Annotated in this window: 11 protein-coding genes and 1 pseudogene; 3 read left to right on the top strand and 9 right to left on the bottom strand. The window is 54.5% G+C overall.

Features of this window, described 5'->3' with window-relative positions; all coding sequences use genetic code 11:
- Positions 1-5: 5 nt before the first annotated feature.
- From BM373_RS11160 to manX, 3 genes are read right to left on the bottom strand one after another with little or no spacing between them, the layout of a single operon-like run.
- Entirely contained in the window at positions 6-857 is an 852-nt protein-coding gene (locus BM373_RS11160; RefSeq protein WP_177220143.1) for a PTS mannose transporter subunit IID, read from the bottom strand.
- 12 nt (positions 858-869) lie between these two features.
- Positions 870-1,670 (bottom strand): PTS mannose/fructose/sorbose transporter subunit IIC, encoded by an 801-nt coding sequence (locus tag BM373_RS11155; RefSeq protein ID WP_090461505.1) that lies wholly within the window; start codon positions 1,668-1,670, stop codon positions 870-872.
- A 54-nt stretch (positions 1,671-1,724) separates the two neighbouring features.
- On the bottom strand, positions 1,725-2,684 hold the full coding sequence (manX, locus tag BM373_RS11150; protein ID WP_090461504.1) for a PTS mannose transporter subunit IIAB: 960 nt from the start codon (positions 2,682-2,684) through the stop codon (positions 1,725-1,727).
- 447 nt (positions 2,685-3,131) lie between these two features.
- On the opposite strand from manX, the gene yoaE reads away from it, so the two are divergent.
- Positions 3,132-4,691, top strand: coding sequence for a CNNM family cation transport protein YoaE (gene yoaE / locus BM373_RS11140; protein WP_090461503.1), 1,560 nt, complete (start codon positions 3,132-3,134; stop codon positions 4,689-4,691).
- 2 nt (positions 4,692-4,693) lie between these two features.
- On the opposite strand, the gene BM373_RS11135 is transcribed toward yoaE, so the two are convergent.
- Together BM373_RS11135 and sdaA are read right to left on the bottom strand one after the other, a co-directional pair.
- Entirely contained in the window at positions 4,694-6,295 is a 1,602-nt protein-coding gene (locus BM373_RS11135; protein WP_090461502.1) for an EAL domain-containing protein, read from the bottom strand.
- Positions 6,296-6,432: 137 nt separating this feature from the next.
- Positions 6,433-7,797: an L-serine ammonia-lyase gene (sdaA, locus tag BM373_RS11130; protein WP_090461501.1), complete on the bottom strand. Its 1,365-nt coding sequence runs from the start codon at positions 7,795-7,797 to the stop codon at positions 6,433-6,435.
- Positions 7,798-8,042: 245 nt separating this feature from the next.
- Here sdaA and BM373_RS11125 point away from each other — a divergent pair, with 245 nt between their 5' ends.
- Together BM373_RS11125 and BM373_RS11120 are read left to right on the top strand one after the other, a co-directional pair.
- Complete coding sequence (locus BM373_RS11125) at positions 8,043-8,612, top strand: hypothetical protein (RefSeq protein WP_090461500.1); 570 nt, start codon at positions 8,043-8,045, stop codon at positions 8,610-8,612.
- 2 nt (positions 8,613-8,614) lie between these two features.
- Positions 8,615-9,277: pseudogene (locus BM373_RS11120) on the top strand (efflux RND transporter permease subunit); the annotation flags it as partial.
- A 117-nt stretch (positions 9,278-9,394) separates the two neighbouring features.
- Here BM373_RS11120 and BM373_RS11115 read toward each other — a convergent pair.
- The 4 genes from BM373_RS11115 to BM373_RS11100 form a co-directional block, all read right to left on the bottom strand.
- Positions 9,395-11,491 carry a pyrroloquinoline quinone-dependent dehydrogenase gene (locus BM373_RS11115; protein WP_090461499.1) on the bottom strand — a complete coding sequence of 699 codons (2,097 nt, stop codon included), beginning with the start codon at positions 11,489-11,491 and terminating at the stop codon, positions 9,395-9,397.
- A 10-nt stretch (positions 11,492-11,501) separates the two neighbouring features.
- A complete protein-coding gene (locus tag BM373_RS11110) occupies positions 11,502-11,867 on the bottom strand; it encodes a hypothetical protein (RefSeq protein WP_090461498.1) in 366 nt (121 codons plus the stop codon).
- Between the two features lie 265 nt (positions 11,868-12,132).
- Positions 12,133-12,609, bottom strand: a complete 477-nt coding sequence (locus BM373_RS11105; protein ID WP_090461497.1) for a nuclear transport factor 2 family protein — start codon at positions 12,607-12,609, stop codon at positions 12,133-12,135.
- 57 nt (positions 12,610-12,666) lie between these two features.
- Positions 12,667-13,236, bottom strand: a complete 570-nt coding sequence (locus tag BM373_RS11100) for a TetR/AcrR family transcriptional regulator (protein ID WP_090461496.1) — start codon at positions 13,234-13,236, stop codon at positions 12,667-12,669.
- Positions 13,237-13,393 lie beyond the last annotated feature (157 nt).

The raw sequence follows: 13,393 nt of genomic DNA, 5'->3' as shown, positions 1-13,393 counted from the left end.
ACAACTTACAGGCCCAGCAGGCCAATGGCGTAACCGACAATACCAATCACGAAGAAGCCCACAATGATCCACAGCGGGTTGACCTTCTTACGCAGCAGCCACATACAGGCAAACGTGAGCAGCAGCGGAACCAGGCCCGGCATCAACTGGTCAAGGATTGTCTGTACAGTTGTGACGTTCGTTTTCCCGGTCTGATCGGTGATTGTGGATACCACCAGCGGAATATTCACGTGCGTCCATTTGTTTACCAGCGCGCCCATGACAAACAGGCCGAGAATTGACGCCCCCTCGGTCAGTTTTTGCAGGAAGCCGCCGCCCATATCTTTCACGATATCCACGCCTTTACGGTAACCGTAAGCCACGCCGTAATAGCGGGTTGCCAGACGCACCACGTTGAACAGAATAAAGAACAGTAACGGCCCCAGCAGGCTGCCGCTCATCGCAATCCCGGCACCCAGCGCTGCAAACACCGGACGCACGGTTCCCCAGAAAATCGGGTCGCCGACGCCTGCCAGCGGGCCCATCAGACCGACTTTGATACCGTTGATGGCACCGTCGTCGATCTCCGCGCCGTTAGCACGCTGCTCTTCCATCGCCAGCGTTACGCCGAGAACGGGAGCTGCCACATAAGGATGGGTATTGAAGAATTCCAGATGGCGCTTAATCGCCTGGCGACGCGCTTCGTTGTTTTCCGGGTACAGGCGTTTAATCGCCGGCACCATGGAGAAACAAAAACCCAGCGCCTGCATACGTTCGAAGTTCCACGAACCCTGGAAGAGGTTAGAACGAATGAACACGCCACGAATATCACCCGGAGTGAGTTTTTTCACCGCGGTAGTTTTAGTCATATCAACCATGTCATTCACCTGCTAGTCCAGTTCGTTATCAAGATCGTTAGCACCAGCCGCCTGTACCGGGCCACCCGCCACGCGGTTGTATTTCGGGCTGAGCTGGATATAAAGAATCGCCATGACTGCGCCAATCACGCCCAGTGCCACCAGGTTAAAGTTGGTGAAGGCAGCGGTGACGAAACCCAGATAGAAGAACGGCATCAGGTAACCGGCGCGCATCATGTTGATGACCATCGCATAACCCACAACCACGATCATGCCACCGGCGATGTTCAGACCGCTGGTCACCACTTCAGGAATGGCGTTAAGCATGTTCTGTACTTCACTGGTACCGACGGAAATGGCGACGATAACGGCCGGGATAGCGATACGCATAGCCTGCAGGAACAGGGAGGAAACGTGGATCCACGACAGGGCCGTGAGATTGCCGTTTTCCGCCGCTTTATCTGCCGCGTGCTGGAAAGCCACGGTGATGGTACGCACGATGATGGTTAATACCTGGCCTGCCGCAGCCAGTGGGATTGCCAGCGCGATACCGGCACCGATGCTCTGGCCACCGGCAATGACCAGCACGGTTGAGATGATGGACGCCAGTGCAGCATCAGGTGCAACCGCTGCCCCGATGTTCATCCAGCCCAGCGCGATCATTTCCAGCGTACCGCCGATGATAATGCCTTTTTGCATATCACCGAGCACGATACCGATTAACGTACAGGCCACCAGCGGACGGTGGAACTGAAACTCATCGAGTACCGATTCCATACCAGCGATACAGGCGACGATGAACACCAGCACAATCTGAAGAAAGGTAATCTCCATTGTACTTCTCCTATTAAGACTTAATTGTGAATACAGTGAAATCAGCGGTGCCGGTTATTTCGCCACTTTGCCGATCAAATCCATCATTTTCAGTTTCGGATCGTTAGAGACTTTACGCACTTCGAGTTCAATACCGCGGGCATCCAGTTTTTTGAAGGCCTCGATATCTGTCTCATCCACCGAAACAGCGTTATTCACCTGCGTTTTACCCTGACGATACGCCATGCCGCCGATGTTAACGGTGGTGATTTTCACACCCTCTTCAACAAGGCGCAGAACGTCGGTCGGATTGGTAAACAGCAGCATGATGCGCTCGCCGGCATATTTCGGGTTGTTATAGACGCGGATCATTTTGGCGACATCCACCACATGGGCCGTTACGCCCGGCGGGGCAACCTGGGTGAGCAGCGTTTTACGCACCGTATCGGCAGCCACTTCATCGCTGACCACGATGATGCGCTGAACGTTGGTTTCTTTCGTCCAGCGCGTCGCCACCTGACCATGGATTAAACGGTCGTCGATACGCGCGAGACCAATCACCATATAGTCATTCTCACCCATAGGTTTGACTGGCGCGGCCGCTTTCGGCGTGGCCACCGGAGCCGGGGTTTCAGGAGCTTTCGCTTTCAGAGCCTTCACACCTTCACGTCCGGTTTCCACCGCCAGCGCGACCAGTTCGTCAAAGCTGGGGTTATCGTCACGTGCCATCAGGGTTTCAACCAGCATCGGAATATTGACACCAGCCACCACTTCATAATGCTCTTTATCGACGACAATGCGGCTGGCAGCATTGAACGGGCTGCCACCCCATGTATCAACGAGAAACAGCACGCCTGTGCTGGTATCAAGCCCGGCTAACTGCGCGTTGTACTTTTCGATCAGGGTTTCCGCGTTTTCACCCGGAACAAAGTCGATCCAGCCGACGTTTTCCTGCTCGCCCAACAGCATTTCGGCTGTTTTGAGCAATTGCTCTGCAGCCCAGCCATGTGTGCCTATTACAATAGCAATGGTCACTTGCTACCTCCTTGATTATCGTTAACACATCTATAACAGTTGTGTCTTGAATCATTCACCTTGACCGAATCGATTCAGATAAGGGTTTGAGTGAAAAAATTATTACTTCCGCGAATTATTTTAGTCACCGAAAAAATAAATTATGTGATGCAGTTCCGTAATTTAGCTTTAGTGGTTTAGAAATTTCGAAACGCGAAATATCCCCAAAAATGCAAATTCTGGTAAATCTTTGCAACAAACCAGGCCTCTCTGTTATGTTTACCTTCCGTTTAACTTTCAGGAGTAAAGGGCAGTAGCCCAGTGTATGGACCGTCACCGACGTCAATGTTTATTATGGCCGCTTCGTGCCATGTCTTCCGGCGATCCCCGCCATGTTTCAATCTCATCCGCTGTCATCACGCCTGTGCTTAATGCACCGTTTTGTCATTCCGTAAGCAGGAGCTTCTCATGGAATTCTTAATGGACCCCTCGATTTGGGTGGGGTTGTTGACGCTTGTTGTCCTTGAAATCGTTCTCGGCATCGATAACCTCGTATTTATCGCCATTCTTGCCGACAAACTGCCACCAAAACAACGTGATAAAGCACGCCTGATCGGGCTGTCGCTGGCGCTGGTAATGCGCCTGGCCTTGCTGTCCGTTATTTCGTGGATGGTCACACTGACACAACCTCTATTCTCGGTTATGGATTTCACCTTCTCGGGCCGCGACTTAATCATGCTGCTCGGGGGGATATTCTTACTGTTTAAAGCGACAACAGAATTACACGAACGACTCGAAAACAAGGAACATGACACTGGACACGGAAAAGGCTATGCCAGCTTCTGGGTCGTGGTGGTGCAGATTGTGATCCTCGATGCGGTGTTCTCGCTGGATGCGGTGATCACGGCGGTCGGCATGGTTAACCACCTGCCGGTGATGATGGCGGCGGTCGTGATCGCGATGGCAGTCATGCTGCTGGCATCGAAGCCGTTGACCCGCTTCGTCAACCAGCACCCGACAGTCGTTGTACTCTGTCTGAGCTTCCTGCTGATGATCGGTCTGAGTCTGGTCGCGGAAGGCTTTGGCTTCCATATTCCGAAAGGCTACCTGTACGCGGCGATTGGTTTCTCGATCATCATCGAGTTCTTTAACCAGGTTGCACGACGTAACTTTATTCGTCATCAGTCCTCGCTGCCGCTGCGTGCGCGCACCGCCGACGCCATCCTGCGTCTGATGGGTGGCCGTCGTAAAGACAGCCAGCAGCACGAAGCCGATAACGCCACGCCGGTGACGGTACCGGAAGGCGCGTTTGCCGACGAAGAGCGTTACATGATCAACGGCGTCTTAACGCTGGCCTCCCGCTCCCTGCGCAGCATCATGACGCCGCGCGGTGATATTAGCTGGGTGGATGCGACGCTTAACGCGGATGAGATCCGCCAGCAGCTTCTGACCTCGCCGCACAGCCTGTTCCCGGTTTGCCGGGGCGAGCTGGATGAAGTGATTGGTATCGTTCGCGCCAAAGAGATGCTGGTGGCGCTGGAAGAGGGTGGCGATGTTACCGCTATCGCTTCCGCTAACCCGGCGATCGTGGTCCCTGAAACGCTGGATCCGATTAAACTGCTGGGCGTTCTGCGCCGGGCGCGGGGCAGCTTTGTTATCGTCACCAATGAGTTCGGGGTGGTTCAGGGGCTGGTTACGCCACTGGATGTGCTGGAAGCGATTGCCGGTGAATTCCCGGATGCCGACGAAACGCCGGAAATTATCGCCGACGGCGACGGCTGGCTGGTCAAAGGCACCACCGATCTGCACGCGCTGCAACATACGCTGGCGATGGATAACCTGGTTAACGATGAAGAAGATATCGCCACTGTGGCGGGTCTGGTCATCGCCATCAATGGTCAAATCCCGCGTGTGGGCGACGTACTGCAACTCGCGCCGCTGACCATTACGGTCATTGAAGCCAATGATTACCGGGTCGATCTGGTGCGGGTTGTTAAAGAGCGACCTGAACACGACGAAGAAGAGTAACGTTACGGCATTGGCACCAGCGGCACCATTGTGCCGTTGTGCCTGGCGGGTGGTTGCTGACGACTGCTCGCCAGCCATGTAGGGAAATCGTTAAGCGGCATTGGCTTCGCATACAGAAATCCCTGCAAAATATGCACCCCGCGCTGGCGCAGATATTTCGCCTGTAGCGGGGTTTCCACCCCCTCCGCCACCATTTCAATATGCAGCCGTTTGCCCAGGGCAATAATAATGTCCGTCACCGTCGAATTGACCGCATCCGTGCCTATGGCAGTGGTGTAGGACTTATCGATTTTCAGCATGTCCGGGCGCAGCTTTTCCAGCCACGAGAGCGACGTATTGCCGGTACCAAAATCATCAATCGCCAGCTTCACGCCCTTGCGGTGCAGCTCCCGCGCGATACGATAATCCGCCTCTACCAGCGCGTTGCGCTCGGTTAGCTCAATCACCAGTTGCTGAACCGGATGCGCGTTAAACCAGTAATGATTGAGATCCTGAATCAGTTTGCCGCGCCGGAAATGGCTCGCCGCCACATTAATGCCGATGTGAAACTCAGGCGTTGCAGGAAATAACGCCAGCTGGCGCTGCGTTTCGGTCAGCACATAGCGGGTGAGCGGCGCAATCAGATTGTGTTCTTCCGCAATGGGAATAAAGACATCCGGCGAGATCCACCCCTGGCGCGGATTGTTCCAGCGCAGCAGGATCTCCACGCCCTCGCACTGTTGCGTGCGGGCATTTAACAGCGGCTGGCAAAATAGCTCGAATTCATGTGCCGCCAGCCCCAGGTTGATCTCCCAGGAAAAACTCATCCGGTTAGCGGTCGCAAGCCAGGCAAAGTAACCCACCAGCAGACTTAACATGATGGCCAGCGGTAACTGCGACGGCAGGTGTTTTAACGCCAGTTCACTGGCACCGGGCCCTCTGACATTAATGGCAAACGGAAAGCGGGATGAGGCCTGCTTAAAGCGTTTCTCGCCATTTAAAGCAGGCAACGCCCCGACCACGCCTGCGCCATACACCAGATGACGATCGCCCACCGTCAGCGAAACGCTGGTGATCAGCGGCTTTTGCGGCTCAAGCATCAGGCTGGTCAATAAATTGATATTCACGACCTCCATAACGCCGCTTTCTCCCTCATCGCCCGTAGGAAACCACTGGATCAGAATCGGGCTGCCTTTGAGCAAAGAATTATCCGTGGAGAGTAAAAGCCGCGGGGCAGGAGAGGGCAGTGACGGCTGAAGTTCGCGGATCGGCACATCGCGAAAACCAAAGATGCTGGAGCAGTACAAAATACCTTTCTGAATAAGGCCAATGGATCGCACGGTCTGCAATGACGCCGCCTGCTTACGCAGCGCCAGGTGCGCCTCTTCGCAGGGCAACCCGACCAGCGGAATCAACCGCGTGCGTCCCTCGTTGAGCGGGATAAGCACTTTTTCCAGCGCTGAAACGGCATGAGAGGTAAACAGCAAAATACGCTCACGGTTGAGATTGCGTTCGGTGATATAGCGCGAGCCCAGCGTAAGGATCAGTGTGGAAACGGCCATCAATACACAGACAAACACGCGTTTTCGCCGGTAGCTTTTGATGATCCTTTGCGCTGTTTGCATGGGTTGACCGTCCGATGTGTTTTACCCCCTGGCCCCCAAGGCCAACGGCACCACAGCAAGTGTAGTGTGGAAAAAATAATCAGACGAGAAAAGGGGGAAATATAGCCCTTCCGTTGCAGAAGGGCTGAGAGGAAGTATTAGTCGCACTGCACCTTGATGGCCAGCCCGCCGCGGGAGGTTTCGCGGTACTTGGCGTTCATGTCTTTGCCGGTTTCGTACATGGTTTCAATCACTTTATCGAGTGAAACGCGCGGCTCGCTGGTGCGGCGCATCGCCATCCGCGAGGCGTTGATGGCCTTCACCGAGGCAATCGCATTACGCTCAATGCACGGCACCTGCACCTGGCCTGCCACCGGATCGCAGGTTAAACCGAGGTTATGCTCCATGCCGATTTCAGCGGCGACGCAGACCTGCTCCGGGCTTGCGCCCAACAGCTCGGCCAGGCCAGCAGCGGCCATAGAACAGGCTACGCCAACTTCACCCTGACAACCCACTTCCGCCCCGGAAATAGACGCGTTCATTTTATACAGCGCGCCAATGGCACCGCAGGCGAGGAAATAGCGGATATAAATATCCGGGGTTACCGGTTCAATAAAGTGATCGTAATAGGCCAGCACCGCCGGGACGATCCCGCATGCGCCGTTGGTCGGCGCGGTGACCACGCGGCCACCGGCGGCGTTTTCTTCGTTCACCGCCAGCGCAAACATATTCACCCAGTCGATGACATTCATCGGGTCGGTAGACATTTTATCGCTGGCGACCAGCAGGCGGCGCAGCGCGGAGGCGCGACGCGGCACGCGCAGAGGGCCTGGCAGCACGCCTTCGGTGTTCATCCCGCGATCGATACAGGCGCGCATGGTCTGCCACACATCAGCAAAATAGGCTTCAATTTCGCTTTTGCTGTGCAGCGCCAGTTCGTTCTGCATCACCATGCCGGAGAGCGACAGACCGGTTTCTTTGCAGTAATTCAGCATCTCTTGTGCCGATTTGAACGGGTAGGGGACGCTGACTTCGCTGCTGGCATCTTTACCAAAATGTTCTTCATCGACGATAAACCCGCCGCCGATTGAATAATAAGTTTTGCTGTAGATCTCTTTCTCACCGCTGTAAGCGTGGATCTGCATGGCGTTTTCATGCAGCGGCAGGTTATCACTCTGGAAACGCATGCCGTTATCCTGCGGGAAATCGACCTCATGACGACCGCCTGCGAGCAGCAGACGCCCGCGCGTTTCGACGTCACGCATAAATGCCGGAATAGCGTCGATATCAACCGTGGCTGGCGCGTTGCCCGCCAGTCCCATAATGATGGCGATATCGGTGTGGTGCCCTTTGCCGGTCAGCGACAGCGACCCGTAGACATCCACCGCCACGCGGGTAACGCTTTCCAGTAATCCCTTTTCGACCAGATCATCGACGAACTGTTTACCGGCCTTCATCGGGCCTACAGTGTGGGAAGATGAGGGGCCAATCCCCACCTTAAACATGTCGAATAGACTAATCACGATAACACTCCTGACAGGGTTACCGGAGTTTCCGGTAACGATGTAATAATTGCGCATAGTGTAAGAGGGAAAGGCGGGGTCAGTTGGACTATTCACATGAATTAAATTAATGGAAAACCATTAAAATTCTAATAGCGAGAGAAGGATCGCACCCGCGCCTGACAAGCATTCGCGCCAGGCTATACTCTCCTCTTTGATTCATTTTAGACCGTCCCCACAGGACATCGCGAACAGGAATGGTTGAGATGTGGAAATATTTATCGCTGTTGGCCGTCATGATGCTGACAGCATGCGAAAGTGCGCCAAATTTGCCGCCCACCGATACGATTGTCGCTATCAAACCCATTGAATCGGGCATTATCGCCAGCTCGGATAAATACAGTTATCGATTTTTCCGCGAGGGCGTCCCTCAGGAGTACCAGCGTTATAAGACATTTTATGAACGCTTTCATGAGCAGGCGTCCGGCGTGCGGGTGAACTTTGCAGTTAAAGAACATGAAGTGACGGCAGACTATCTGGTGGTTATTGATAAGCACAAACTGGATGCCGCGCAGCATAGCGCGCTGATTAATGAGTACAAGGCGGTTCCCATTGATAACGATCGCCTTGGGGTGATGTTTAAAGCGACGGGATTTTGGTCTTCATCCTATGCGCCGGAGCTTGCCGCGCCTTACAAACTTGAGCGGCCGGTGGTGGTATCCATCAATGATCAGACTCAAACCGTGAGCACCCTGGGAGCCATTGCCCTCATCCCACTGGTGCCCTTATTTCCACTGTTCATGATGTACGGATGCGCCACCGGGCCCTGCATATAAGGTATCCGGCCTTCAGGGTAACCGGCTGGCCTAACTGGGGATATTCGAGCGGGGACGCCATGGCAGAGATGGAGAAAATTGCTGCAGATTTACCGGCAGGTTTTGCCATCGAATGGACGGGCCAGTCTCTTCAGGAACAGCAGTCGGCTTCCGAAGCGCCAATGTTAATGCTGCTCTCCATGCTGGTCATTTTCCTCGTACTGGCGGCTCTCTATGAAAGCTGGTCCATACCGGTTTCGGTGATGCTGGTTGTCCCGTTGGGCCTTATCGGGGCGATGATTGCTGTTTACCTGAGAGGGATGCCGAACGATGCCTTCTTCAAGGTCGGAATGATCACCATCATCGGTCTGTCGGCTAAAAACGCCATCCTGATCGTTGAGTTTGCCCGCCAGTTACAACATGACGGCGAAAGCCTTCTGAATGCCACGGCGAAAGCCGCGCGGATGCGCTTAAGGCCGATTATGATGACCTCGCTGGCCTTCACTCTGGGCGTCGTGCCGCTCATGCTCGCGTCGGGGGCAAGTGCCACGACTCAGCAAGCGATTGGTACGGGGGTGTTCGGCGGCATGGTTACCGGGACGTTACTCGCTATCTTTTTCGTTCCCGTTTTCTTCGTGACGGTGTTAACGCTGGTGGATAAGCTCAAAAAACGCCGGGCATCTTAATCTGGCTCATCCCCTTTCAATTACGCGTTAAAAAGCTATCTTCTGTCCGACAAAAAAGAGGCGTTGATCTGAGAATCGATCACCGCCTCCACTGTTTTCATCAGTCAGTATGAAAGGTTATTCCGGCAGCGCGTAAACCACGACCTGGTCGCCTACCTGATCCTTCAGGATAGTATTCCCGCCCGCAACGAACGCGACATATTGACGGCCTTTATATTCATAAACCGACGGGTTAGCGACCGCAGGCGCTTCCACCTGATCGGACCACAGCTCTTCACCGCTGTCGACCGAGTAGGCGCGCACTTTTGCATCCATTGACGCACCGATGAAGACGATACCGCCCGCTGTCACCGCCGGGCCGCCGATGGTCGGAGAACCCCAGTTTTCCGGCATAAAGAAGCCGTACTGCTGGGATGCGCCAACCGGACGACGCCATTTCACATCACCCGTATGCATATCCAGCGCCACGATTTCACCAAACGGCGGCTGCCAGCACGGCATTCCCAGCCAGTTGTTTGCCACCAGCAGACGCATACCGTACGGGGCACCTTCCTGCGGTGCGAAGCCGCTTTCGTTGCCGGCGTTTTTATCCGCTTTATCGTAGTCTTCGCGGTTGTAGAGCTTCACGTATTGCACAATGTGTGAGGTATTCACGATGGCAATCTGTTTGTGTGGATCGAACGCCACACCGCCCCACTGAACGCCACCGGCGCTGTCCGGGTAGGTAAGCGCGCCTTCGCCTTTGGTGGTCGGCGGGGTGTACATCCCTTCATAGCTCAGATTGTCCCACAGACGAGAACACTGGCCGGCACCAACGATATCGGCCAGCTTCCAGATCTCCGGCTTTTTCGATTGATCGAGCAGCGGCGCGGGTTTCGTCGGGAACGGCTGCGTAGGTGAAAGCACTTCGCCTTTCACCGAGCCATCGCCCTGCGGGACAGGACGCTCCTCGATAGGCCACACATCCTCACCCGTCAGGCGGTTAACCACAAACAGGAAGCCCTGCTTGGTGGCCTGAACGAGGGCCGGGATCTGTTTACCATCGACGGTAATATCCATCAGCGTCGGCGCAGAGTTGATATCGTAATCCCACACATCGTGGTGCACCCACTGGCGGGACCAGACCACTTTACCGGTGTTGATATCCAGCGCGGTGGTGGAGGTGCCGAGCGGGATCGCATCGACGCGGTTGCCGCCCCAGTAGTTAGGAGAGGGAGATGAAACCGGGAGATAGACCAGACCGTTCGCCTCATCAGCGGACATGTGCGTCCAGACATTGGCCGTCCCGGTGCGTTTGCGGATCTCTTCCGGGATCGCCTCAAAGGTCCATTCACGCTCGCCGGTCTGCGCGTTGACTGAAAATACGCTGCCCGGAGGTGCTTCGGCATAGGCCCAGTCTTTACCGGCCCAGCCGATAAGCAGATGGTTGCCGACCACGGTTGGCGGTTGCAGGATGGACAGCGGGAATTTGGCGTTTACCGTGTTCCACTGATTCACATTCAGCACGCCATTGTCCGCAAAGTCGCTGCACGGCTTGCCTGAATCGGCATCCAGCGCGTACAGCTTGCCGTCAACGGTGCCCATATAGACGATCTTCTGACAGGCTTCTCCGGCGACCGGATTTTTTGCCTGCCAGTAGGAGACACCACGGTTTTTCAGCACGGGCTGAGTCAGCGCCTGGCGGGGTGATTTGGTGTCATAGTGCCACTTCTCTTTCCCGGTACCCGGATCCAGCGCAATCAGGCGATCAAACGGGGTGCCGATATAGAGCGTCTCGTTGGCAAAAATGGGCGTGGCTGACCAGACGGTCGCGGGCGTATCGCCTTTACCATCCGAGACGTCCCCGGTATGGAACTCCCAGATTTTGGTTAATTTGCCGACGTTCTCCGGGGTGATCTGGGTGAGAGGGCTGTATTTCTGCGCGTTAAGCTGGCCGTGAAAACTATCCCAAGTTGCGGCAGACGGCACCAGCGGCGTTGCCGGCTGGCTCGCCGAGGCGACTTTTTGCCCCTCTGATTTGCCGGTTGAGGCATCGTCAGTGGTCTTCGTGGTACCCGGCGCTTGCTGATCGGCTGCATCCACATTGAGTTTTTCCTGTGTTCCCTGAGAGGCTTCCGCAGCTTTTTCCTGCGCCTGTAGCGCGAACGGTGCGACCAGCAGGGCCAGCGCCGTCATGCTGACTTTTATGGATGGAAAGTGTTTATTGTTCTGCACGGGTGGCTCCTCAGGCTTTGATACGTTGATTGTGATGGGCGGAATTGCTGCTCAGCGCAATCAGACCAATCAGGCCGACCACCATTGCTGCCGTTATGATGTACTGGTGCAGCAGCGCGGCGGCAAACCCAATACCAAACAACACCACAAGGGTAACAATAATCAGGAAAATGCGCGGCCCGCGACGGGACGCGGCACGTAACAGAAAGGTCAGTATCGCCAGTACCACGCAGGCGATAACCACGCCCATTGCGCCAATGGTACCGGTGACGCCGGTAAGCGGCGTCAGCCAGGCGTATAACGCCACAGCGAAGCCGATCGCCGCGGCCAGCAACAACAACAGGCTGCCGACGCGGGAAGATTGAGAGTGCAACATACCAGGAAATCCCCTTATAAAAATGAACAATTAATACAAACAGCGTTTACGTGGTTCTCTGCGGCTGTCGTTCGCTCAGGCAATAGCAAAAAAATCAATGCAGTGTGAAAACAGCGGCAGCATTCACGAAACGTAACTGAGTATAGAAGAGGATTTTTTTAAGGGGGGATGAGTTGTCAGATGAGGGGATATGGCGTACGGCAGTACCCCCCGACCGGTTATGCGAAAGCGGCTGCCGGTGCAGCCGCAGATCGGGCGGGTAAAATTACAGGCCCAGTTCCGACAGGCCCGGATGATCATCAGGACGGCGTCCCAGTGGCCAGAAGAACTTACGCTCACTTTCTTTGATCGGCATGTCATTGATACAGGCAAAGCGACGCTGCATCAGGCCATCGGCTTCAAATTCCCAGTTTTCATTCCCGTATGACCGGAACCAGTTACCTGAGTCATCACGCCATTCATAAGCGTAACGGACAGCGATGCGGTTGCCGTCAAACGCCCACAACTCTTTAATGAGACGGTACTCCAGCTCTTTTTTCCACTTACGTGCGAGGAACGCCATTGCTTCTTCACGATTATGTGCAAACTCGGCGCGGTTACGCCATTGGGTATCTAGTGAATACGCCAGCGAGACTTTTTCTGCATCGCGACTGTTCCAGCCATCTTCAGCGAGCCGAACTTTTTCAATCGCCGTTTCGCGAGTGAAAGGAGGAAGTGGCGGGCGTGTTTGAGTATCGGACATGGTGGGGCCTCCCGTTAATATGGATATTTCAGTAAAAAAGGATTCGATATTCAGGCCTTAACGAATGGCCTGTTCCAGTAAAATTTTCGCAACGTCCCTTGCATTGTCGGCGGCGCTGCCATCGCCCATCACATAGGCCGTGGTGATAGCGCCCTCAATCAGAATCAGCAATTGCCTTGCCAGCGCTTCAGGGTGGTCGATGTTTAATTGCCGGGTGAGGTCGAGCGTGTAATCCAGCAATTTCTGTTTATGCTGCCGGGCTATTTCGCGAACGGGATTGTCAGGATCGCCCACTTCGCCAGCGGTATTAATAAATGCACAGCCACGAAAGCCTTCTGAATCAAACCAGCCTTTAAGCACGGTAAACATATTCAGAATGCGATTCGCAGGCGTATCGCCTTTATCTGACTCAGTGCTGAACCACTGCATCCAGCGTTCATCACGTCCATTCAACGCGGCCGCGGCCACGTCATCTTTGGTCGCGAAATAGCGATAAATACTTTTCCTTGCCACCCCTGAGGTTTTAACCAGAAGGTCCATGCCTGTGGCATGAATACCGTTCTGATAAATCAGTTGCTCAGCGGTAGTCAGGATCTTTTCTCGGGTGTCGCTTGTTTTCTTGTTCATGGGTCTAAAGGTAGAACGATCGTTCTACATGGTCAAGCGATCATTTTTGATTATTTCCTGCTGTCCAGGTCCATGCTGTAACAAATACTTTTAAATCAAAGAGTAAAGAGTGAAAAACTTTTTCGTGAAAAGGGCTTTCTGTAAAGAAAAACGATGG

Origin of the sequence: Enterobacter sp. kpr-6, assembly GCF_900116015.1 — a bacterium.
In the GTDB taxonomy this organism is placed as follows: Bacteria; Pseudomonadota; Gammaproteobacteria; order Enterobacterales; family Enterobacteriaceae; genus Enterobacter_D.
This window is presented reverse-complemented; position numbering and strand designations above follow the sequence as displayed.

Excerpts from the sequence above, each read along its gene's own strand:
- BM373_RS11160 (WP_177220143.1), bottom strand. The coding sequence starts at position 857 with ATGGTTGATATGACTAAAACTACCGCGGTGAAAAAACTCACTCCGGGT.
- BM373_RS11155 (WP_090461505.1), bottom strand. The coding sequence starts at position 1,670 with ATGGAGATTACCTTTCTTCAGATTGTGCTGGTGTTCATCGTCGCCTGT.
- yoaE (WP_090461503.1), top strand. The coding sequence starts at position 3,132 with ATGGAATTCTTAATGGACCCCTCGATTTGGGTGGGGTTGTTGACGCTT.
- BM373_RS11135 (WP_090461502.1), bottom strand. The coding sequence starts at position 6,295 with ATGCAAACAGCGCAAAGGATCATCAAAAGCTACCGGCGAAAACGCGTG.
- BM373_RS11125 (WP_090461500.1), top strand. The coding sequence starts at position 8,043 with ATGTGGAAATATTTATCGCTGTTGGCCGTCATGATGCTGACAGCATGC.
- BM373_RS11110 (WP_090461498.1), bottom strand. The coding sequence starts at position 11,867 with ATGTTGCACTCTCAATCTTCCCGCGTCGGCAGCCTGTTGTTGTTGCTG.
- BM373_RS11105 (WP_090461497.1), bottom strand. The coding sequence starts at position 12,609 with ATGTCCGATACTCAAACACGCCCGCCACTTCCTCCTTTCACTCGCGAA.
- BM373_RS11100 (WP_090461496.1), bottom strand. The coding sequence starts at position 13,236 with ATGAACAAGAAAACAAGCGACACCCGAGAAAAGATCCTGACTACCGCT.